This window comes from Colwellia sp. MB02u-9, assembly GCF_014077085.1.
Lineage (GTDB): Bacteria > Pseudomonadota > Gammaproteobacteria > Enterobacterales > Alteromonadaceae > Cognaticolwellia.
Window position 1 is genome coordinate 274,102 of the sequence record NZ_JACGVF010000100.1, and the last position, 23,632, is coordinate 297,733.

The window sequence follows — 23,632 nt, forward strand, 5'->3', positions numbered from 1 at the left end:
TAATTTATAGCCATTGAAATAAAGTATCGATCATTCTGAGGTGGCCTGAATAATCCATACCTGCTTTGTCTACATGGATGCAGGTACTTATGTTTAGTCTGCAACAATAAACATCTGCTTTTAATCACACACGTTAGCTATTGTCACTGACTTATTTCGATGGGTATTATATTTAAAGCTAGTTCATGTTTTTTACTCGAACCAGCCAGTGTCTAAAATATCTGCTACTAAGGCAAAACTCAAGCTTTATTTTGACACCTGTCAGATAGGGATTGTTACTGGCTGAATTCACGGTCGTAAAAAGTGCCCGTTTACTTTCGACATAAACTGAGTATGCTGTGCCGTAAACATTGCTATGCTGGGCTGTAGCTCATAAGGAGGGGTATTATTAACATCGACAAAAATAGCATCATTGGTCAAATCACTGAGCAACTGCAGCAGGAATTAGTCTTGGCATTAGTGGCAGCAAATAATGCCCATAAGGCGGCGACCGACGATCAGTCAGTCGCAGAAACACAATATGACACCTTGGCAATAGAGCAAAGTTACCTAGCCGAAGGCCAGTCAAGACGTGTGGACGAGATTCGCTATGCCATTAAACGCTTACAAAGTATTCCTCTGACCGCATTACAGAAAAAACCAGAAATAAACATTGGCTCAGTGGTGCAGTTGGAAAAAGATATTGATAAACAACAGTGGTTTTTTCTTGCGCCCGCGGCTGGTGGTTATCGCTGCAAGTTAGCTGTGCAGAGTAATACCATTAATATCGTGGTTATTACGCCACAGTCGCCTATAGGCGCTGCCATGATGGGAAAAGTGCTTGATGATGAAATCAGTATACAAATAGCAGGAAAAAATATCACTGATTTCATCACCATGGTAAATTAAAAGCCTTTGAGTTTGGCTTAATAACCTTGGAGATTAATGATAAAAGTACACACTCACTATGGATTGAGCAGTGCTTTGATACCAGCAAGATCAGCAGTTTTATCATCCACTTTCAAATAAGCCACCGCCTCGTCATGCATGATAGTAATTTCAATTACGCCCGGCATTTCACTGAGTTGTTGTGCTATGTCACGCGCTTTTTCATCACTAATAATATTGGTTGCAAAACTATAAGCCTTAGATTTTTTCAACGGCTTCATGCCCAAACTTAATAGCAACCAAACCAGCGCAAATAAACCTGTGACTAAAAATATCGTTTGCTCACCAAATTCACCAGCAATAAAGCCGCCAAGAATACCACCAGCAAAAGCGCCTAAAAACTGGCTACTAGAATAAATGCCCATCACACTGCCTTTTACTCCGGCAGGTGCAATGCGTGACAATATTGATGGCATGGTCGCTTCTAAGTAATTAAAGGCGGTAAAAAACATCATGACCAAGACAATTAATGTCGTCAGACTAGTGGGCAGATACCAGAGTAATAATAAGGCTATCGCTAGCAAGGCTACTGCGGCGCTAAACATTTGCGTCTCTTTTTGTTTTTTCAATCCGATGATCATAAAGGGCACCATCAGAAAAAACGAGCCAATTAAGGTCGGTAAATAAAGCTGCCAATGTTGTTCAAGCGCTAAACCATTCTCAACAAATTGCTTTGGTAGAGTGACAAAACACGCGGTTAAAGCCATATGTAAAATAAATACCCCCCAATTTAAACGTGACAATTGCCCGTCACGAATCAAGCGACCAAGTTTTGAGGGCAGTGCAACATTGTCACCTTTAGGGGCGGTATTAATTGAATTAGGGACAATAAATTGAATCGTTAGCATGGCAAATAGGGTTAATATCGCAATAAACCAGAACAAGCCACTCAAACCAAACGCTTGCGCGACTATTGGGCCAATAATCATAGCAATAGTAAATGAAAGTCCAATAAACATACCTATGGTCGCCATGACTTTTGGTCGTTGTTCTTCACGACTTAAGTCTGCCGCTAAGGCCAATATCGCACTGGCTATCGCACCCATACCTTGCAATGCACGACCTAGTACCACACCATAAATAGTTTCTGACATCGCCGCGACAATACTACCGAGAAGAAATATCAACAATCCTACTAAAATAACGGGTTTTCGACCAAATTTATCCGATAAAATCCCCATAGGAATTTGTAACAATGCCTGCGTTAATCCATAGGCACCAATCGCTAAGCCAAGCCAAATAGGGCTATAGCCAATAAGTTCTTCACCATAAATGGCAAACACAGGCAAGATCATAAACAAGCCAAGCATTCGTAAGCCGAATACCGATGCTAACGATATGGCGGCCTTCTTCTCAATACTATTTAAACCAGATGCACTCATGAAGGTGTTAACTCTTAATTTATAGGGGCTATAGCTATACCCTTTCTCGACTTGCTCAAATCTGCATCTTGAAGTGGAACGGGTATATATAAACGCACACATCTTAACACGGGTTTTGAATGAACAAAAACAGAGATTTTAGCTGAATTTGGATTAAAAAACTGTGCAATAATATGCGATTCTAACTTTATGTTCAGGTAAAACAAGCTTTAGGATAATTTACTGTAAAAACAGCCCTACTCGGGTCGTATTTTGTTGTTAATAATTATTTAACCTTGCTAGAACCTAAGGTAATTTACAATCAGTCTGATCTTTGCATACAGGTATTTCGTACAACAAGCCTCGGGCGTTAAACTGGTCACCATATCATTATGAAAAAAATTGAAGTCAGGGGTGCTCGCACTCATAACTTGAAAAATATTAATGTAGATATTCCTCGCGACAAATTAATTGTTATCACCGGTCTTTCCGGCTCAGGCAAGTCTTCCTTAGCCTTTGATACCTTGTACGCTGAAGGACAAAGACGTTATGTAGAATCACTTTCTGCTTATGCGCGCCAATTTTTATCCTTAATGGAAAAGCCTGATGTCGATCACATTGAAGGTTTATCTCCGGCCATTTCAATTGAGCAAAAGTCGACTTCGCACAATCCGCGTTCAACGGTCGGCACTATCACCGAAATATATGATTATTTACGCCTGCTTTATGCTCGTGTTGGTGAACCCCGTTGCCCAACACATCATCAACCGCTAGCGGCACAAACCATTTCACAAATGGTTGATCGGGTATTAGCGCTTGAAGAAGGCACTAAGGTAATGGTCTTAGCACCGGTGCTACAAGACCGTAAAGGTGAGCATGTTAAGTTACTCGATAATCTGGCCGCACAAGGCTATATTCGTGCTCGAATAGATGGCGAAATTTGTGATTTATCCGATCCACCGACCTTAGAGCTACAGAAAAAACATACTATTGAGGTGGTCGTTGACCGTCTTAAAGTGCGTGAAGATATTCAATTACGCCTTGCTGAATCTTTTGAAACCGCGCTTACACTGACCTCAGGTACGGTGAAAATTGGCTTTATGGATGACCCCAAAAGAGAGGAGTTAGTGTTTTCAGCTAATTTTGCCTGCGCGAAATGTGGCTATAGCATGCAAGAATTAGAACCACGTTTGTTCTCTTTCAACAACCCGGCAGGTGCATGTCAAACCTGTGATGGCTTAGGTAATCAACAGTTTTTTGACCAAAGTCGTGTTATTGCCAATCCAGCGTTAAGCTTAGCCGGTGGCGCTATTCGTGGTTGGGATAAGCGTAATTTCTATTATTATCAAATGTTGCAAGCATTAGCTGATCATTATCAATTTCCCTTAGATTTACCCTTCAATGAGTTAGATGAAAAAACTCAACAAGTGATTTTAACCGGCAGTGGCAAACAAAAAATTGAATTTAAATACATGAATGACCGTGGTGACATTGTGATTCGCAAACATCCGTTTGAAGGTATTTTAAATAATATGGATCGCCGCTACCGCGAAACAGAATCTAACGCGGTACGTGAAGAGTTAGCTAAATATCTTAATAGCCAAAGTTGCCCAGACTGTAACGGTAGTCGACTGCGCTTAGAAGCGCGTAATGTTTTTGTGGGTAATACCCCATTAACTGAGGTGGCTGAATATGCCATTGCCGATGCCTTGGCGTTCTTCCAGAACCTGGAGTTAACGGGGCAAAAAGGACAAATTGCTGAAAAAATTCTGAAAGAAGTTTGTGATCGCTTAGGCTTTTTGGTCAATGTCGGTTTAAATTACCTTAACTTGTCACGCGCCGCAGGCACTTTATCCGGTGGTGAGGCGCAACGTATTCGTTTAGCGAGCCAAATAGGAGCCGGTTTAGTCGGGGTGATGTACGTTTTAGATGAGCCATCGATTGGTTTGCATCAACGTGATAATGAACGTTTATTAGAAACCCTGATCCATTTACGTGATTTAGGCAATACCGTTATCGTGGTAGAGCATGATGAAGATGCGATTCGCGCCGCTGACTACGTTATTGATATTGGTCCTGGCGCTGGTGTTCATGGCGGTCATATTATTGCTGAAGGCAATGTTGATGATATTCTAGCATGTGAAGACTCACTTACTGGTAGATACTTATCAGGTAAGGAGCGCATTGAAACACCTAAGGTTAGAGTGCCTTTTGACAAAAATAATGTTGTTGAACTTAAAGGCGCCACAGGTAATAACTTAAAAAATGTTGATTTAGTTATTCCTAATGGCTTAATGACTTGCGTTACTGGCGTTTCAGGCTCAGGAAAATCAACGCTGATTAACGATACCTTGTACAAACTTGCTCATATTGAATTAAATGGTGCAACCACACAAGAACCCGCACCCTATAAAGAAATTATGGGTTTACATTTACTTGATAAAGTCATCGATATTGACCAAAGCCCGATTGGCAGAACGCCACGTTCTAATGCCGCCACTTACACAGGTATGTTTACCGCTATTCGTGATATTTTTGCCGCCACACAAGAGTCGCGATCACGGGGTTATAAAGCCGGTCGCTTTAGCTTTAATGTTAAAGGTGGACGCTGTGAAGCTTGTCAGGGTGACGGCTTAATTAAAGTTGAAATGCATTTTTTACCTGATGTTTATGTACCCTGTGACGTGTGTAAATGTAAACGTTATAACCGTGAAACCTTAGAAGTAAAATACAAAGGCAAAAGCATTCATGAAGTGCTTGATATGACCGTTGAAGATGCTTGTGAGTTTTTCTCACCCATTCCCGCCATAAAACGTAAGTTACAAACCTTGATGGATGTTGGCCTCACTTATATAAAACTGGGTCAGTCAGCCACCACACTTTCGGGCGGTGAAGCACAAAGGGTAAAATTATCGAAAGAGTTATCAAAACGCGATACCGGTAAAACGCTTTACATTTTAGATGAACCCACCACTGGTTTGCATTTTCACGATATTAAACAGTTATTGCAGGTCATTCATCGTTTACGTGACCATGGCAATACCATTGTAGTGATTGAGCATAATTTAGACGTCATAAAAACCGCAGATTGGGTGATAGATTTAGGCCCAGAAGGAGGTTCAGGTGGTGGCGAAATATTAGTCACAGGCACGCCAGAGCAAGTGGCTGAACATAAAGGCTCTCATACTGCGAGATTCTTAAAACCTTTACTCGCTAAAGAAAGAGCAGCTAAAGAGAAAGCAGCTAAAAAATCACGCGCTAAATAAAACATCACATCAACATCAATCCATAGTGATGTTTTTCTTAAAGGCTTGTTTTTTATCACAAGCCTTTTTTGTGCCTAGTATCTCAACGCCGTTATGTTTAAGATAAATGAGTATGCTGACAAAAACAGCGCTAATAACTGAAGTAGTAAGCTAAATGACAAATGAAAATAACCATAATATAGCCTGGCAAAACCCGATGATTTATTTACTGGCCTTCTCTAGTGGCTTTTGTATTATGGGTATTGAACTATTAGGTGGCAGAATTTTAGCGCCATTTTTCGGCAGTAGTGTTCATATTTGGGGCAGCATAATCACAGTATTTATGCTGAGTTTATCTTTTGGCTATTTAGCCGGTGGGAAGTTATCGACCAAAGCGGCTTCTTTACACCGTTACGGATTAATTTTCATCTGTGCGGGGATCGCTATTTTACCGGTAGCCTTTTCTTCACAAGGGATCATGGAAGCTATATTTCTTGCCATTGAAGATACCCGTTATGGTTCATTATTAGCATCAATGGCCTTGTTCTTTGTGCCAACCGTGATATTGGGTATGATTTCACCTTACTCGGTGCGCTTGTTAGTGACTGATAAAAACAAAAGCGGCCAAGTCGCTGGCTTTCTCTACTTTGTTTCAACACTCGGCAGTGCTTTGGGCACCATTATCACCTCGTTTTACTTGGTGTTACTGTTTGAGGTTAACGATATTATTATGGTGTTTAGCAGCGCACTTATTGTGTTGGGTATTACCGCCATGATCTTTCATCGTATCAATCAGTCTAAAAATAGCCTTAATAACCCTACTAGTAATCAGCAAGGATCTGCAGATGAATAAATTAGTCACTAGCCTCCTAATCGCCATCATCAGCAACGCTCTGATTAGTTCAGCCTTAAGTACACAAGCAATGGGCAAAACTATTCACAGTGAGCGTTCGTTATATCGCAACATATTAGTCGAAGAATATAGCGGGTTACGCTGCTTAAAATTCAATGTTAAAAGTGCTAAAACTCAACAAAGTTGTATGTTAGTTGACGATCCGCAACGCTTAGTTTTTAACTATACAAAAATGTTATTTTCGAGTTTATTAATTAACCCTAACCCTGAGCGTATTTTAATTATTGGTTTAGGCGGCGGCACCATGTCAAATGTCTTACACCAAATTTATCCGAAGGCGAGCATCACTAACGTGGAAATAGATCCGGCAGTCATTAAAGTGGCACGAAACTATTTTGGCTTTTTTGAAAATAAAAACATTACCGCGGTAGCACAAGACGGGCGCATTTTTGTTAAACGTGCGGCGATAAAAAAACAGCAATACGATTGGATAATTCTCGACGCCTTTAACGGTGACTACATACCCGAACATTTAATGACCCAAGAGTTCTTACAAGAAGTTAAAAGCTTACTGAGCGATAACGGTGTGGTAGCGGCCAATACCTTCTCGGTGAGTAAGTTATACAATTATGAATCAGCGACTTATAAAGCCGTTTTTGGCGACTTTTTCAATGTTAAAAATAACAACAACAGTAATCGCATTATATTAGCCAGTGCTAAGGCTTTACCTAAAGCTGATATTATCGCCCAGCGCGCTAAAGCGTTAAAAGAAAAGTTATCGCCATTTAATGTCGATATCACCAAAATTAGCCGTAAAATGATCTCAACAGCAACGACGCAAGATTGGCCGCCAGCATCGCCACTATTAACCGATCAGTATTCGCCGGCAAACTTATTAAATTTAAAAAACTGAAGGTAAAACGCTAGGATGATAATCAGCATATTAAAATAATACGGCAGTGGAGTAAGCAAAATTAAACCTGAGTAAATTCGCTTCAGCCTAAGCCAATTTTAGGCGCTGAAATTAATAACTCAACTTAATTTTTCTGCCTAAACTAACTTTTCTTTTTTAAACTTAAACGCTTTTTACCTGATGATGTTGCTGTGGTTTTTTTCACATCGATGCGGGTTAATGTTCGTGAAGCAGCCGGTGATTTCGACGCTATGGTTTTACTGGCATGTTTACTATCTGTTATAGCCACTTTTTCAACTGCAGCATGGTCATCGTCAATAATTTCTGCTTCAGTACTTGCTGCTTCAGTGATTTCTACTGCAGTAAAGTCATCACCCAGTGCGGTTTTACGAGAGCCTGCCACTGCGGTGTTTATCTCCGCCATTTCACTTGTAGTTAAGTCGCGCCACTCTCCCGAACGTAAATTGCCCAGTTCAACATTCATAATGCGCGAGCGTTGTAACTCAGTCACTTCATAATCCAGGTATTCACACATACGGCGAATTTGTCGATTTAAACCTTGGGTAAGAATAATACGAAAAACATATTTACTCTCATGTTTGACAATACAGGGTTTAGTAATAGTGCCTAAAATAGGGACACCTTTTGACATACGCTCAACAAAGCGCTCACTGATCGGCTTATCAACTTTGACAATATATTCTTTATCGTGAGCATTTTCTGCCCGTAATATTTTATTAACAATATCACCGTCACTGGTCAAAAATATCAGCCCTTCTGAGGGTTTATCTAATCTACCGATAGGAAATATGCGCTTAGTATGACCAATAGCATCAATAATATTACCTTTGACTTGCCGCTCAGTGGTACAGGTAATACCAATGGGTTTATTATAAGCAATGTAAACTCGGTCGGTATGATTACTCGCGCTGGCTTTAATCTCATTACCGTCAATACAAACCGTATCACCGGACACAACTTTAGTGCCAAGCTCTGGTACTTTGCCATTAATGGTCACACGATTGTTTTCGATCAATTTATCGGCAAATCGACGCGAACAATAGCCCGAGTCACTAATATATTTGTTTAAACGTTTTTCGTAACTTGACACTGGCTATCCTAAATAAGATCAGTAAATTCTAAATTTGATTGGTGGTATTTTACCTAAATTTTGTCACACTGTAGAGCAATGTTACAAAAAGCTGTAAAAAACTCGATAAACAAGGTTATAAACAAGGAATAAATATGAAAATAATCGCATTTGGTGCAAGTTCAAGCAGTAAATCAATCAACAAAAAACTTGCCACGTATGCCGCTAACCTAGCCGCTGAAGTTCAGGCAAATGTTGACATTGAAATACTCGATTTAAACGACTTTGAACTACCGCTTTTCAGCCAAGATAAGGAAATAGCATTAGGTCAACCTGAAGCCGCGAAAGCCTTCTTCAATAAACTGGGTGAAAGTGACGCCATTATTATTTCATTTGCTGAGCATAACGGCAATTACAGTGCCGCCTATAAAAACTTATTTGATTGGGCCTCGCGCATTGATAAAAAAGTTTATCAAAATAAAGCCATGCTATTATTGGCCACATCTCCTGGACCAGGCGGTGCCGGCAGTGTGTTAGCGTTAGCGACAGGTTCAGCGCCTTACTTCGACGGCCAAGTAAAAGCATCGTTATCTGTACCAAACTTTTTTGATAACTTTGACGTAGAAAATACTAAGCTCACTAATGATGAATTACATCAGCAATTGCTCAACGCCGTGAAACTTTTAATGGCATAATTTTCAGTAAAGACCTAAAAATTACACTGTGATTTTTAGGTCTTTACGCTGTCTTTAACTTGAGTATTAACAATAACACTCGGTTGTTTGGCCTTAGTCTCCACTTTGATTGTTCCTCCTCTATTGCCAACAGAAAAAGAACTACAGCCAGAGACAGTGAATATAATGATTGATAGCCATAATAGCGCCTGATTTACTGTCATATGTTACTCATTAATTGGCTGCTCTTACGCTAATTTTAGCCAGTTGACGGTCATGATATTTAGCTAAGACAATAATGGAAATAATCGCCCCTAATAACGCTAAGGCCATATCTGACTGGGTATCCCAAATATAACCTTGCGTACCCAAAAATGCTTCAGCATTTTCACCTGAGGCGATAGCAACCCACCATTCTATCAATTCATAAAAGGCGCTAAAGGCCAAGCAAATAGCAACAATAATGACATTTAACCAAGCTTTTCCATTAACAATGCTTTTGCGAATAAGGATCTCACGGGCAAGTAAAGCGGGCACAAAGCCTTGGAAAAAATGTCCTACTTTATCGTAATTATTTCGCTCAGACCCCATCCAATCTGCGATAGTATCAAATAAGGGGACTTCGGCGTAGGTATAATGACCACCGACCATTAACACTATGCAATGCAGTAATATCAAATTATAAAGCAAACGCGTTAACTCAAAACGCTGAAAACTTATCACTATCAATACTAAACCTATTAGCGCCGGCAATACTTCTAAAAACCAAGTGAATTGATCTTTTGGCCCAATACCAGACCAAATCAAGACAACAAAAAAACACACTAACCAGAGAACCTTTAACATTTTACTTACTCTTTAATGAATGGCATATTTAATAGACCAAATAAACTTAGTAGCCATATTTCAGCTTACTCTTCTGCTAACCAAAAAAACGTTATCGCCAAGCGCTTAGTTCTTTTTTCATTGCCAAAATAACCACTGGCGCTATGAGCAATATTACCTTTAAATAAAATTAGCCGATTAAATTTATTCTCTATGGCGACATCTTCATACCAAGCATCTTTTGGTAAACTATCGGCTTTAAGGGCATCAACTAAATTTAAGTAAGGTGCTTGCACCAAGTTGCCACCGGCAGCACCATTGCCATATTTTAATCGATAAAAGCTAGTGCCTGAATGCGCTGGCGGATTTTGGCTCAAATACAATACCGCGCCATAACGACATAACTTTCGATTATCAACATGTGGTCTTGCTTCACCCTCTTCAGCTCCCACCAAAATGGCCGTATTACTGTCAACCACCACACTGTCTGATTCAGCAACCCAAAAATTAGCTTTATTAACTTGTGATTTCGCCCAATCTTCAACAAATTGTAAATCACTTTTACTTAAAGCGTTTTTTGAACGCATTCCTGGCCAAAGTTCTTTAGTGTAGGGTGAGCCTAACTTCCACTTCTTTTTGTTATAGCACTTATTCGCTAACTCAACGGCCTTCTTTACTGGGAAAAGATCATCTTGAATCCAATAATTTACCCCCAATTCTGGTTTTTCATAAGGCAGTGTTGGCGAGTTATATGGAATTGAAGGTAACACCATATTTTCATCATATTTTTCATACATACTAATTACTTTCTATATCCTTAACTAAATTCAATAATATCAAAATATTAACCTAAACTCATAGCCTGTAATAATTACCTTTGGGCGCAACACCAAATAGACTCATTGCCGCTTGCATGTCTTCTTGTGGATAATGGGTAATGGCAAGCTGATGACTTTCGATACAATCCCAGCGCTCAATCATCATAAATTGCTCTCCATGCTCATGATGCTTTAAAAGCCCACAGGAAATACACCCTTTAGATGCTGTAATATAGGGCACAAGTGCCTGTAAAAAAGTATAAAGTTCAGCTGACTTTTTTGCTGCAGCAGTGAATTCATTAACCCGTACTATACTCATAATAACCTCTAAACCTGATTGTTCGTTATAATGAAGGGTTTATGGTTAGTTTATTATAAGTCTGACTTTTCGCTAGGATACTGTCATTAAAATGCCGTAGTCACTTTTTAAACACCCTATTTTTCAGTAATCACACTGAGTAAATCTACTATTTCATTTGGCTCATACAAGGCGCCAAAACATCGGGTAAAGGCCGTAATTTGTTCAGTGCTTGGAAAAGTAAAATAATGACCTTGTCCCGCTTGAACAAGCGTTGTGATTTCATCTCCCTGTTCAAGCGTCTTAATCGCTTGCTCGATCAATTGACACCCCCCGACATACAAAGACAACACATGCCACAGATAAGACTTATCCTGTTGCACTGACAATGTTGAATTAGCAATAATACTACCCGTATCTATCGTGCTGTCATCAATAAAGTGCAAACTTGTCGCCAACTGCTTATCGCCATTTAACAGCGCCCAAAACGTTGCCATAACGCCTCGATAATTTGGCAATAACCCAGAATGTAAATTAATCACGCCCTGTTTCGACAGCGCAATAACGGGCGGCTTTAAAATCACCCCGTAACGAATAGAAATAATTAAATCAGCTGAAAATGCTTGAATTTTTGCCAAACCAGCAACTGAATTTATTTGATTTAAGGTTTCTATCTCAATAGCGTATTGCTGAGTAATGTCAGCATAAGTTTTAAAATTCACCGGTAGTTCGGTACTTGCCTGTACTTGCTCAAGCGTGCGATAAACCTCGTGTTGCTCAAATTGCGCTAACTCCTTTAAGGCTTGTGGGCGTGTACTATTGCCACCGACTTTACTGGATAAAAACACCTTAATATTATGCACCTGTAATGAGGGCAATAATAAATTTAACGCCAAGTTACTGGCAATGTCATTATTGAGCAATAAAACAATGTTCATGATAATAATTCCTCTAGCTATTATTTAAAGTGGCTCAACTAAAAAATTAGATAACACCATAAACTTGCATTAAAACTTCCATAAAAGCCAAAATAACCAAAATAATCTATTATTTTATGTGCTTAACTGTTTCATCATATAGTACCGACAACCAGTTTTAGGATAACCTTGCTGCGTCCATTGCACTTGATAACCGTGTTTTTCATAAAATGGCATAGCTTGAAAATTCAACGTATCGAGTAAGGCTTTATTACAACCTCTCGCTAGCGCCGCCTGCTCTATTTGATGTAATATTTTGCTACCGACTTGTTGGCCTCGCAGTGTATCTGATACCCATAAGGTGTTGATCATTAACCAATCACCAAAGGTTCGTCCCGCGGCGCCGGCAACAACATCACCTTTGTCATCGTTTAACTTCACCGCAATGGCTTTACGTTCACTGACTTCCCAATGCGCCCAGTTAAATTCAGCAATTTTTTCATCTAAAAAAGCGATTAACCCTGCTTCAGGGTTTTCAATAACTTCAATCTTCACGCTTGACTCCCATTAATGATCTTAATCGCTTTTTCACTGACTTTTCTAAAAGTCAGTGAAATGTTTATAAACTATTTAATAACATCAACTCTTTTGGGTGCGGCTTCATATAATATGACTCAGTAATGTAGTCATGTGGGAAGCGTCGAAAATGATGGCGTAATAAGGTTATCGGCACAATCAATGGCAGTAAGCCATTACGGTATTGGTCAATAATATCAACTAGTTCAGCTTTGTCATCAACGCTGATAGAGGTTTTTAAATAACCTTGCAGATGTTGCAAGGTATTCACGTGACCTTTTCGAGTGGCTTTTATTTTTAGTATCACCATCATTTTTTTCAAGTATTGCGACATGACCTCACTAGGTACCTCAGCATGGGCCTGCGCCAAGAAATGGCCTAGCTCTTTTGCCAACGCCTGGCTATGACTCATAAAAATGTATTTATGTTGAGCATGAAAACAATTCAGGCTGTGCAATGAAAACACTTCTGCCGATAGTTTTTGCCAACGAGCATAAATAAATACTCGTTGAATAAAGTTTTCGCGCAAGATGGCATCGCCTAACCTGCCTTCTTCTTCAACAGGTAAATCTGGAAAATTTTCCATCAATTTTTGTGCGTAAATACCCACGCCAATACGATCTGGCATATCACCTTTATAAAGTCTCACACGCTCCATACCACAACTGGGTGAGTCTTTTTTCAATATATAACCGCTAAGCTTTTGTTGCCAAGATTGCTGCTGTTGAGCACAATCTTTAAGTCGTTCAGTGACATCTAAATCTGGCGTTCTTGAACCAACGCAATGCACTTTTTCATCGATCAGTACTAACCTAATGGTTTCACGCGGAATACCTAAACCAATATCCACTTCTGGACAGAAGGGGATAAAATCAAAATACTCGCTTAAGGTGTTATTAATATATGCGTTGTTTTTATGACCTGAATCAAACCGCACTTTATGACCTAATAAACAGCTACTAATGCCGATTGATAGTTTATTATCCATGCTTGTTTCCTATGACTGAAAGTTTTTAGCTTTTGCTGAATTTCAGTATAACTAAAAGCCTAATTAAGATAATCATTTAAATAGTATTTTAGCTATATAGTCGGCTCTGTTCGACAAGACTATGATTAGGTGATGAAGCCTGATGCCTAAAAAGTTAACAAACATCTGTCGCCAGGTATCTTTTTCGCGAGGTATTTTTATCTACAGCAGTTAAATTTCATTTAACTTGATGGACTGAAGTCCAACCTAGATAAAGCTTACGGATGATCATGTCGAACTTTAGTCCGTCAACCGCTAAAAAGGCAATGACCGAGATGGCCAAGAACGGCCATATGGTCGTGACATACCCTTCATCCTGAACATAAAAAAACCCGGAAATTTCCGGGTTTTATCAACAGCTACTAATAAAATAAAACTAATACGCTATTTTTCAAAATAGAATTTATCGCGTTTATTATCGTAATTACCCACTTCATTCATGGTATCGGCATTATACAAACGGCCATTAATCATGGTGTAAATCACTTTGTCAGATAAACGAATATCTTTACTGACATCGCCATCAATGACTAAAATATCCGCAAGTTTGCCAACTTTAAGTGAACCTAACTGACTATCTAAACCTAAGGTATGGGCCGGTGCGATGGTTGCAGTGCGAATAGCATTTAATGGCGACATGCCACCTTGTGCCATCATCCACATTTCCCAGTGCATGGCTAAACCTTCGCGCTGACCATGACCACCGGCATTAACCACAACGCCTAAGTCTTGCAGCTCTTTTGCTACTTTGGCAACATTAATGTGGTTGTAGTGATGCAGCGGCGCTTTGGTACGACGCATTGAACGCGGGTCTAAAAACTCGCTCGGTACATACTGGCTCAAACGTGGATGCTGCCATACGTCTGTCGTGTCATACCAATAATGCTCACCTGAAATACCACCGTAAGCCACACCCATAGTGGGTGTGTAAGCCATTTCAGATTGTGACCATAACTGCTTGATGTCGTCATAAATTTTCGCCGTTGAAATTGAATGCTCTAACGTCGTATGGCCATCAATAATCATAGATAAGTTATGTTGTAGCAGTGATCCCCCTTCTGGTACCACTAATATTTCGGCTTCACGCGCGGCTTGGATCATTTGTTGACGTTGATTACGACGCGGTTGGTTGTAGCTTTTAACACTAAACACACCGGCTTTTTTTAAACGTTCAATATGAAATTTAGCATCGGCTAAGCTATCAACATGCGAGGTATAACCTGCAACCGTGGCTCCGTATAAAATACTACCGGTAGAGAATAAACGTGGGCCAACAATATCACCGGCCTTTTGCATTTCACTCGCCGCAAAAAACTCAGTGGTGTCATTTGACGGATCGTGAATCGTAGTTACACCTAACGCTAAACCTGCGTAGTTTTTCCAGTTTTGCTGTGGAATAATTTCATTACTGCCTTGTGGCCCATGTGCATGCGCATCAATCAAGCCCGGCATAATCGACTTACCCCTAATATCAATCACCTTAGCATTTGACGGAATATCGACTTGGCCATTTTTACCTACCGCAATAATTTTATTGCCTTCAACAAGCACTACACCGTTTTCTATCACTTGCTCACCTTCCATAGTGATCACTTTACCGCCAACAAAAGCGACACGACCAGAAGGTTTATCTGCTTTTTCTTTAAAGCCTAAATAGGTTTTCAGCGGCGCGGGTGTTGATGACGCTGTCGCCTGTTCTTCGTTGCTATTAGCCTCGTCTTTATCAACTATTTCTTTGTCGCTTATATCAAATAAGCCAGCAACATTTGCTTGGTATAAATCTGGACCTAAGCTCCAATAAAGCTCATTAGATTCGCCATTCCAGTTGATACCTTCACCAGCACGTAACGACAACTTTTTCACTGGTAAGTTTTTCGCTTTTGGACCAATATCTATCACTTGGCCACGTTCAACAAATGGCGTTACAAAAACCTTAAAGCGTTCAGCAAAAGCTAAATATTTACCATCAGGTGACACCTTATATTCGGTAGCAAACTTACCCTGATAAAGCGCTTGTTCTTTGTTAGAACTTGATGAATTATCTAAATTAATTTTCACCAGTTGCGGTGTTTCACCCTTGCGTAAGACATAAATACGATCATTTTTAGCACCAAAATGCGGCAGTAAACCTGATTCTGTTACCAGTTTTGGCACACCACCCTTAGCACTTACCGTATAAACGCCTGGGTTTAGGCCCCAAGTTGGATCGGTAATATAACCACCAGCCACTTTACGAAACACCACAGTTTTACCATCAGGAGAAAAACTTGGCTCTATGTACTTGCCCGGCTCTTGGGTTAGTACACTGCTTCTACCGCCACGTGATGATACTGAGCGAATTTCACCTAGCTTTTTATCATCCCAAGTACTATAAACCACTGTTCTGCCATCACGCGAAAAACTAGGGTTCAATTCAAAGTGTGATGTTTGTTTGGTTAAACGCTTGGCTTGACCTTTGACTTGGCCATCGGCAATAGAGCGAACATAAATGTGGCCCATTGACTCGTAAACGACTTTTCGGCCATCAGGCGATATTTCAACATCACGCAACATTTTTACGTCAAAGTTGTCTTGATCAATATCTTGTTGAAAACGTAACGCTGTTTGGATTTTTTTCTCGGTTTTTACATGAAAAGGAATAATCGTGCTGGTGTTACTTTCAAGATCGAGTTTGTTAATTACACCACCTGACCAAAACACCATGCCAGTGCTATTAGGTAGCCACGCCATATTAGGGTAAACACCGTGAATCGCCCACGTTTCTTGCATATCGCGATCTAAATTTTCAAAAATTAGCTTTTCTTCGCCGCTTTTTAAGTCATACAAGTATAAATTAGATTGAAAATCGTCTCGGCTAATATAAGCTAAATATTGACCATCAGGTGACGGCACTGGCCGTATCGCTCCACCTTTACCTGAAATAACCACTTTAATTTCACCGCTTTCAAGTGTTAAGCGCTTAATCTTATAAATGCCCTTCTCAGAGTCTTTACTGTAATGAAAAGTTTTACCCGGTGTCGCGTCTTGCGAGAAGTAAACGTATTTACCGTCAGCTGAAAATGCCGGTTCACCTAAATCTTTTTGTTCATTAGGTCGCTTGGTTAACATCACACCGTTGCCGCCGGTTTTGTGATACATCCATACTTCGCCAGCACCCAGAGAACGAGAGCCAGTAAAATGTTTACGGCCAACAATATAGTTACCATCAGGCGACCATGCGGGGCTATTTAATAAACGAAAAGTTTCACTACTGATCGCTTTGCCCGCACTGCCATCAGCTTTCATGACCCATAAATTATCGCCACCGTCTTCATCAGAGGTAAAAGCAATGTGCTTTCCGTCCGGACTAAAACGTGGCTGCATTTGCCAAGCAATATCGGTCATCAAAGCGCTTGCTTCACCACCTTCAATCGGTAAAGTATAAATATCACCCAATAGATCAAAGACTAAGGTTTTACCATCTGGGCTAATATCAACATTCATCCAAGTACCTTGGCGCACGTCAATTTTGGCGCTAGTAAATTCACCTTGGGGGCTGTTGACCGACCACTTTTCAGCGGCGGATTTTTCGGGCGTTTCAGCCACATCATTGTCAGCAAACGCCTGTTGGCCAGCGCTAAAAACTAAGGTCATACTGAGTGCTAGTGAAGAAATTCGAGTAGTAAATTTAGACATTAAATTCCACCTAATTATTGTTATTTACCTACTAGAACACATCAGCATTGAAAATTTAAGTCGAATGCGATAAATAGTCGCTATTTACCGTTCAACACCCATTATTAGCGCGGGGTAAATATAAATATTTATGATGATTAGCATGAATAAAAAATAGACAACTTTTTTATTTTTCAGTATGATATTCAAACAAATTGCAACACTACGATAACAACTAAACAATAAAAACAATAAAAACAAGGACGAATTTTTATGGAAAGATTAAAACAAGCACAGGCGAGTTTAGTGACCACCTATTCACTTTACAATGTCGCCAGTGAACAAAAGTTACCCCCCATTGATGCTAATGATACTAATACCCTAAAAGCGCTATTAGACGTTATTCAAAAACGTGAAGCGATTGCTTACGTACAAAAAATAAAAAAGAGTATTCCTACTGAAGTCACTGAACTAAAAAGATTACTTGCTGATGTTATGCTGCTGCTTGATGGTGTTGATATTAAAGCCCTGAAAGCAAAAAGCAAAATTTCAGCGAATGCTGATTAGTTTATTATCTGAAATTAATACCGTTAAATAAGTACCTTTAGATAAGTAACTTTAAATTGAAGACCTTCATTAAAGCCATCAGTGTAGCGCTACGTGATGCAGATTTATTAATCCCTACTTAGGTTAATAAATCTGCATGATTAATATTAATTAGTTAGTGTCTTTAGCCACTAACTAACTTAATTGAATTGAAGTGAAGTGCATCGAGCAACCCATGGCATGCTTTCTGTTAGCAAGTCTCACTGTGCAAGCACTCATGGCGCTTGCTAAAGTAAAATACTGATGCAGAATTTGTTCTGGTATTACTATCGGTGTTGCTATCGGTGTTGCTATCGGCGCTAGTATCGGCGTAGCGATTAGTATTGCTTGATAAGCCCAGCGTGACATAATTGTTTATGCCATATTTAAATGACAATTATAACTCAGCAAGCGCTAACAATAATTTTTCATGAATACCACCAAATCCACCATTGCTCATAACGACCAGCGTATCACCTGCTTGGGCATTCGCCACAATATTGGCCACCAACTGGCTAATATCTTGACTGACAAAGCATGGCTGAACGCAGTCAGCAATTAATGCCTCTACAGACCACTTAACTTGCTCGCCTTGATAGACAAACACCCTATCCGCGTCGGATAACGATTTTGCCAAGGTGTCTTTATGCACACCTGATTTCATGGTATTTGAGCGTGGCTCTAATATCGCTATTACCCGCCTGCTGCCAACATTTGCCCGCACACCGGCTAATGTTTTGGCAATAGCGGTTGGGTGATGGGCAAAGTCGTCAAACACTCTAACTTGATTCACCTCACCTTTAAGCTCGAGTCGGCGTTTAGTATTAATAAAGCTTGTTAACGCTTCGATAGCGACCTTACTGGGCACCCCAGCATGACGAGCCGCGGCAATCGCCATTAAACCGTTGTCGATATTAAAGTCGCCTATTAACCCCCAATTTACTCGCCCTTGTATTACCCCTTTAAAGCTAACGATAAATTCACTGCCATCCGCCATACATTTTTCTGCATGCCAACCCAAGAGTTTATCTGCTTCAACAACGCTATATTCAGTGGGTGTCCAGCAGCCCATCGCCAGTGTTTCTGTAATGGCAGCTTCATTTTTTGGTGATAAAATAAGACCATTGCTCGGCACCATACGAATAAGGTGGTGAAATTGACGTTGAATATCACTGATATCATGAAAAATATCAGCATGATCAAATTCCATATTATTGATGACGAGTGTATTCGGGCGATAATGGACAAATTTAGAACGTTTATCAAAAAACGCCGTATCGTATTCATCTGCTTCGATAACAAAAAATGGCGCATTACCTAAGCGTGCAGAACAATCAAAATTTTGTGGCACACCACCAATCAAAAAGCCCGGCTCCATTCCAGCGTATTGCAATATCCAGGTTAACATAGAGCTGGTAGTGGTTTTACCGTGGGTACCGGAAACAGCTAACACCCAACGATCTTTTAAAACATGCTCTAATAACCACTGCGGGCCTGAGGTATAAGCAATTTTTCTATCCAGTATGTACTCCACCATCAGATTACCACGCGCCATGGCATTGCCAACAATCACTAAATCAGGCTCATCGTCTAAATGTTCAATTAAGTAACCTGATTTTAATTCGACACCCAGTTGTGCTAGCTGGGTGCTCATGGGTGGGTAAACATTGGCATCACAGCCAGAAACTCGAAAGCCCATTTGCTTAGCAATAGCGGCAATACCGCCCATAAACGTGCCACAAATGCCTAATATATGAATATGCATAAAAACCTATTTAGATAACTCTGACGCGCGTATGCTAGTTCGAGCTAAAATTTAAATCACAATGGGGCAATATACCTTAATCCACCGAAAATACATATTGCAAAGTCGATGCATTTTCCCCACTATCAAAACGATTAACCCTAACGGAAATCATTAATTACCGACTGTAAATAATTAAACCCTTGGCATCACCATTAGTTACATTTGAGAGCGTTCATGAGTAAGCCTATACTACAAAATATCTATGTTTATCCGATAAAGTCTAGCGCCAGCATTGAGCTATCAAATAGCTGGGTTGAAGAACTTGGCTTAGCCTTTGATCGTCGTTTTGTTGTTGCCAGCCCTGATGGGCAGTTTATCACCGCGCGTACGCAGCCGACTTTATGCTTAATTCAAGCGAGTTTAACTGCAACAGGCCTAGTCATTATCGCACCTAACATGCCAGCTTTAGTGATTGAATATCATCACCTGTGCCAAGGGTATATTGCTGTTAACCTGTGGAATGACACTATTAATGCCCAACAATGTCGAGAAAACATTAATCAATGGTTTAGTCACTATCTTGAAAAACCTTGCCAGTTACTCTTTTTTGGCGCAGATTCTCAACGTTTTGTTAAAAACAAAAATAGCCAAGTGGGCTTTGCTGACGCCTACCCTTTACTCCTTATTTCACAAGCATCACTTGATCACTTAAATAAGCAATATAAAGCTGACACCACCACCATTTCCATGACACAATTTCGGCCAAATATCGTCGTGAATAACTGCGATGCTTTTGCAGAAGATAATTGGCAGCACATTCGCATTGGTGAAGTAGAGTTTGAAATAACCACACCTTGCACGCGCTGTATTTTCACCACTATTGATCCCAAGACTAGTGAAAAACATCACCAGCAAGAGCCTTTAAATACTTTGAAAAACTATCGCCAATTAGCTAATGGTGACATTTTATTTGGCCAAAACTTAGTAGCACTTAATCAAGGCCAAATTAAACGTGGCGATAGCCTTGAAGTATTAAAGCGCCAAGCAGCTCCGGTATTTACTGTTAAAAGTAAGTCCATTATTCGTGCAACAAACACCACCCAAGTAAAAAAGGATTCAACATTGACCGTTAAAACAAACAAACCCGTACTCACCTTTAGCAGCTTTAATAAAACCATTACCGGTAATAACAAGCAAACCCTACTTGAACAAGGCGAAGATGCCGGTTTAATATTGCCTTATTCATGCCGCGGTGGCATGTGTGGTAGTTGCAAAGTAAAATTAGAACAAGGTGAAGTAGAGCAACTTTGTCAAGATGGTTTATCCGACCAAGAGCAGCAACAAGGCTATATATTAAGTTGTAGTTGTACGCCGCTTACCGATGTGGTTATTAGTCATCCCGTACGTAAACGACGTAACATCAGTGATGAGTAAATAGAGTATAAAACATGAAGTTGAACTGTGATTTAGGTGAGTTTAAACATAATAACGATGCCGATATTATGCCATTGATTGATATGGCGAATATTGCCTGTGGCTTTCATGGTTCAGATCCCCTCACCATTAAAAAAACCATTAAACTTGCCCAGCAACATCAAGTGATTATCGGGGCGCATCCAAGCTACCCCGATAGAGAAAATTTTGGTCGTCGGTCTCTCCAGCTATCGCAAGATGAATTAATCGCGAATGTACAATATCAAATTGGCTCGTTGCAGGCATTGTGCGCGGTTGAAAATGCTCAGCTTGTCTACGTAAAACCGCATGGCGCGTTATACAACGATATGATGACCAACTTAAGCCTATTTGATGATGTCTGTTTGGCTATTTCACAACTGAACTCTGGTCATAACAAGCCACTATCTTTGATGATACAAGCCATTGCCAACAACGATAAATTTCAGCAAATAGCGAAAAAACATCATCTTTCGCTTTATTTTGAGGCTTTTGCTGACCGAGCTTATTTGGATAACGGTTTTTTAGTGCCACGAACTTCAGCCGGTGCGGTGTTAACCAACAATATTGATGTTGTCAGTCGTTGCCAAGATATACTTAATCAACAACCCTTACTCAGCATCAATCAACAAGCCTTGCAATTTCACATTGATACCTTATGCGTTCATGGTGACACGCCAAACGCCTTGGCAATGATTAAAGCGTTGCGCCAAACCATTAATCAACAAAGGTCGCGTTAATATGATCAGTAATAATCGAGAGCGTATTAACGCCAAGGTTGGCAATAGCACTGAACATGGTGTTAATTTTACCATTGACCTAGTCGCAGAAAACGCTTTATTACTAAGCTGGCAAGCCAAAATATCGCTCACACAACATAATGAAATTATTGCCTTACAAGCTATGATTACCCAGCAGTTGGGTGAGTTAATTATAGAAACAGTGGCAAGCTATCATTGTTTAATGGTTTATTATTGCCCGCAACTTAGCTCAAGCCTGCAAGTGATCGACAAAATTAACCGCGTCGCCAAAAACGCTAGCGATAAACACAGCAATGGCGATGAGCAAGATAATAATCCAAACAATAAATTAGCCCATCAAGCGGCCCATGAGCATTGCATTAAAATACCGGTTTACTACGACCGTGAGCAAAAGTGGGATTTAGCCGACGTTGCCAAGCGCTGTAATATGTCAATGGATGAGGTGATCAAACAACACAGTGCTCACACTTACCACGGCTATGCTTTAGGTTTTACGCCAGGATTTTGTTACTTGGCCAGTTTACCTGAAAGTTTACAGCTGCCTCGCAAGTCTTCGCCGCGCATAAAAGTACCTAAGGGCGCTGTGGCTATTGCTGAGCAGCAAAGTGCTATTTATCCGATTGAAAGTCCCGGTGGTTGGCATATTATCGGCCAAACCCCCTTACCTATGTATGAAAGTCACCATGGTCAGTTCAATGCCACTATTCAGGTTGGGCAAAATGTGCAGTTTTATGCTATTTCAAAAGCTGAATTTCTTGCATTAAAACAAGGTTTAGCAGAATGAAACAAAATTTCCTTGAAATTATCACCATGAATGGTCAAGCAAGTATTCAAGATCTTGGCCGCCTTAATGCTCAGCATCTTGGTTTTAGTGCCAGTGGCGCCGCCGACGAATTTGCTTTCCTTAGTGCCAATAAACTTATCACGAATAAACTCAGCATTAAGCCTGTGCATAATATTGCCAAAACAAATAATAAACTAGCTAATGATGCCGCAATAGAAATAACCTTAGGGCAAATCAGCTTCAAAGCCAATGCCGCTTGCACCATAGCTATAACGGGCGCTGACTGCCAAGCTAAAATCAATAATGTGACTATCAATAACTGGCAATGCCATCAATTACTTGCCGGCGATATTATTGACTTTGCTATGCCAAAAACCCAGTTACATAGTTATCTGACCATACTCGGTGGTTTTACTTGCCAAACAGCACAACAACCCTGGTTAGGCAGCTTAGCTCAAACCGTTAATGAAATGACCTTAGGCTTCACTGGCGAAGTGTTAAGGGTCGGCAGTAAACTTTATTTTTCAACAAAAAATCAGCCTTTAACTGAAGCCACGCTAACACAACAAACTCAGCTAGAATCACTAAAAGCAAATAGACCGACAACGGCGCCAGCCTTATTTTACTCGCAGCAAAAACTGACCTTACGTGTTATGCCCAGTCGCTTATTTTTACAAATGAGTAGCGCACAACAGCAACAATTTTTAACCACTGAATATGTTATTTCACCTGATAGCAATCGCATGGGTTATCGTCTACAGGTTAAGCCCCCACAAACCTCATCGCCATCGCCAGACAAAAAAATACTGACTCAGCCGTTACGCAGCCAGTGTTTATTATCAATGCCAGTAACTTACGGCATGGTGCAATTTCCTGACAACGAACAACCAATTATATTAATGAAAGAGCGACAAACCATGGGTGGTTATCCCGTGCTTGGCACCGTAATGCAAACCGACTTATTTCGTTTAAGCCAAATGCGTCCTGGGGCGGAAGTGGCATTCACCTTAATTACTTACCCACAAGCCCAGCAGCAATTACGCGCATTTTACCAAAAACTATTCTGATACATTTTTTAGCAAGCGCTAAAGATAACCTAAAGGTAGAATGGCGATCGATAAAAGC

General features: G+C 40.2%; 22 protein-coding genes. 10 read left to right on the forward strand and 12 right to left on the reverse strand.

Annotation, left to right across the window (positions count from 1 at the left end):
- Positions 1–459: 459 nt before the first annotated feature.
- Positions 460–888 (forward strand): hypothetical protein, encoded by a 429-nt coding sequence (locus H4J65_RS17365; RefSeq protein ID WP_310649952.1) that lies wholly within the window; start codon positions 460–462, stop codon positions 886–888.
- 56 nt (positions 889–944) lie between these two features.
- Here the strand turns inward: H4J65_RS17365 and H4J65_RS17370 are convergent, their stop codons facing one another.
- Positions 945–2,309: an MFS transporter gene (locus H4J65_RS17370; RefSeq protein ID WP_182135937.1), complete on the reverse strand. Its 1,365-nt coding sequence runs from the start codon at positions 2,307–2,309 to the stop codon at positions 945–947.
- A gap of 371 nt (positions 2,310–2,680) precedes the next feature.
- Here H4J65_RS17370 and uvrA point away from each other — a divergent pair, with 371 nt between their 5' ends.
- From uvrA to H4J65_RS17385, 3 genes are all read left to right on the forward strand, one after another.
- The gene (gene uvrA, locus H4J65_RS17375) at positions 2,681–5,554 is read left to right on the forward strand and encodes an excinuclease ABC subunit UvrA (RefSeq protein ID WP_182198939.1); all 2,874 of its coding nucleotides are present in this window, start codon (positions 2,681–2,683) and stop codon (positions 5,552–5,554) included.
- A gap of 154 nt (positions 5,555–5,708) precedes the next feature.
- Complete coding sequence (locus tag H4J65_RS17380; RefSeq protein ID WP_259367648.1) at positions 5,709–6,386, forward strand: fused MFS/spermidine synthase; 678 nt, start codon at positions 5,709–5,711, stop codon at positions 6,384–6,386.
- A complete protein-coding gene (locus tag H4J65_RS17385) occupies positions 6,379–7,299 on the forward strand; it encodes a fused MFS/spermidine synthase (protein WP_182198940.1) in 921 nt (306 codons plus the stop codon). Before H4J65_RS17380 ends, H4J65_RS17385 begins: the two co-directional genes overlap by 8 nt.
- A gap of 142 nt (positions 7,300–7,441) precedes the next feature.
- On the opposite strand, the gene rluF is transcribed toward H4J65_RS17385, so the two are convergent.
- The gene (gene rluF / locus H4J65_RS17390; protein WP_182198941.1) at positions 7,442–8,410 is read right to left on the reverse strand and encodes a 23S rRNA pseudouridine(2604) synthase RluF; all 969 of its coding nucleotides are present in this window, start codon (positions 8,408–8,410) and stop codon (positions 7,442–7,444) included.
- A 134-nt stretch (positions 8,411–8,544) separates the two neighbouring features.
- On the opposite strand from rluF, the gene H4J65_RS17395 reads away from it, so the two are divergent.
- Positions 8,545–9,084 carry an NADPH-dependent FMN reductase gene (locus H4J65_RS17395; RefSeq protein ID WP_182184309.1) on the forward strand — a complete coding sequence of 180 codons (540 nt, stop codon included), beginning with the start codon at positions 8,545–8,547 and terminating at the stop codon, positions 9,082–9,084.
- 35 nt (positions 9,085–9,119) lie between these two features.
- On the opposite strand, the gene H4J65_RS17400 is transcribed toward H4J65_RS17395, so the two are convergent.
- The 8 genes from H4J65_RS17400 to H4J65_RS17435 form a co-directional block, all read right to left on the reverse strand.
- Positions 9,120–9,287, reverse strand: a complete 168-nt coding sequence (locus H4J65_RS17400) for a hypothetical protein (protein WP_182198942.1) — start codon at positions 9,285–9,287, stop codon at positions 9,120–9,122.
- 10 nt (positions 9,288–9,297) lie between these two features.
- Positions 9,298–9,909, reverse strand: coding sequence for a DUF2238 domain-containing protein (locus tag H4J65_RS17405; protein WP_182198943.1), 612 nt, complete (start codon positions 9,907–9,909; stop codon positions 9,298–9,300).
- 65 nt (positions 9,910–9,974) lie between these two features.
- Complete coding sequence (locus H4J65_RS17410) at positions 9,975–10,685, reverse strand: DUF6445 family protein (protein ID WP_182135968.1); 711 nt, start codon at positions 10,683–10,685, stop codon at positions 9,975–9,977.
- A 58-nt stretch (positions 10,686–10,743) separates the two neighbouring features.
- On the reverse strand, positions 10,744–11,025 hold the full coding sequence (locus tag H4J65_RS17415; RefSeq protein ID WP_182198944.1) for a putative quinol monooxygenase: 282 nt from the start codon (positions 11,023–11,025) through the stop codon (positions 10,744–10,746).
- 116 nt (positions 11,026–11,141) lie between these two features.
- Entirely contained in the window at positions 11,142–11,942 is an 801-nt protein-coding gene (locus H4J65_RS17420) for a formyl transferase (protein WP_182198945.1), read from the reverse strand.
- Between the two features lie 114 nt (positions 11,943–12,056).
- A complete protein-coding gene (locus H4J65_RS17425) occupies positions 12,057–12,476 on the reverse strand; it encodes a GNAT family N-acetyltransferase (protein WP_182135945.1) in 420 nt (139 codons plus the stop codon).
- A 64-nt stretch (positions 12,477–12,540) separates the two neighbouring features.
- Positions 12,541–13,485, reverse strand: coding sequence for a DUF523 and DUF1722 domain-containing protein (locus H4J65_RS17430; RefSeq protein WP_182184314.1), 945 nt, complete (start codon positions 13,483–13,485; stop codon positions 12,541–12,543).
- A 423-nt stretch (positions 13,486–13,908) separates the two neighbouring features.
- Entirely contained in the window at positions 13,909–17,199 is a 3,291-nt protein-coding gene (locus H4J65_RS17435) for an amidohydrolase family protein (RefSeq protein WP_182198946.1), read from the reverse strand.
- A 252-nt stretch (positions 17,200–17,451) separates the two neighbouring features.
- Between H4J65_RS17435 and H4J65_RS17440 the strand changes: the two genes are divergently transcribed.
- Positions 17,452–17,745, forward strand: coding sequence for a hypothetical protein (locus tag H4J65_RS17440; RefSeq protein ID WP_182198947.1), 294 nt, complete (start codon positions 17,452–17,454; stop codon positions 17,743–17,745).
- Positions 17,746–17,919: 174 nt separating this feature from the next.
- On the opposite strand, the gene H4J65_RS17445 is transcribed toward H4J65_RS17440, so the two are convergent.
- Together H4J65_RS17445 and mpl are read right to left on the reverse strand one after the other, a co-directional pair.
- Positions 17,920–18,132, reverse strand: coding sequence for a hypothetical protein (locus H4J65_RS17445; RefSeq protein ID WP_182198948.1), 213 nt, complete (start codon positions 18,130–18,132; stop codon positions 17,920–17,922).
- A 28-nt stretch (positions 18,133–18,160) separates the two neighbouring features.
- Positions 18,161–19,528, reverse strand: coding sequence for a UDP-N-acetylmuramate:L-alanyl-gamma-D-glutamyl-meso-diaminopimelate ligase (mpl, locus tag H4J65_RS17450; protein WP_182198949.1), 1,368 nt, complete (start codon positions 19,526–19,528; stop codon positions 18,161–18,163).
- A gap of 216 nt (positions 19,529–19,744) precedes the next feature.
- Between mpl and H4J65_RS17455 the strand changes: the two genes are divergently transcribed.
- The 4 genes from H4J65_RS17455 to H4J65_RS17470 are packed head-to-tail and all read left to right on the forward strand — an operon-like array spanning position 19,745 to position 23,574.
- Positions 19,745–20,944 (forward strand): YcbX family protein, encoded by a 1,200-nt coding sequence (locus H4J65_RS17455; protein ID WP_182198950.1) that lies wholly within the window; start codon positions 19,745–19,747, stop codon positions 20,942–20,944.
- A gap of 14 nt (positions 20,945–20,958) precedes the next feature.
- Positions 20,959–21,702, forward strand: a complete 744-nt coding sequence (locus H4J65_RS17460; protein WP_182198951.1) for a 5-oxoprolinase subunit PxpA — start codon at positions 20,959–20,961, stop codon at positions 21,700–21,702.
- A 1-nt stretch (position 21,703) separates the two neighbouring features.
- Positions 21,704–22,507, forward strand: a complete 804-nt coding sequence (pxpB, locus tag H4J65_RS17465; protein ID WP_182198952.1) for a 5-oxoprolinase subunit PxpB — start codon at positions 21,704–21,706, stop codon at positions 22,505–22,507.
- Entirely contained in the window at positions 22,504–23,574 is a 1,071-nt protein-coding gene (locus tag H4J65_RS17470; protein ID WP_182198953.1) for a biotin-dependent carboxyltransferase family protein, read from the forward strand. The genes pxpB and H4J65_RS17470 overlap by 4 nt, the downstream gene beginning before the upstream one ends.
- Positions 23,575–23,632 lie beyond the last annotated feature (58 nt).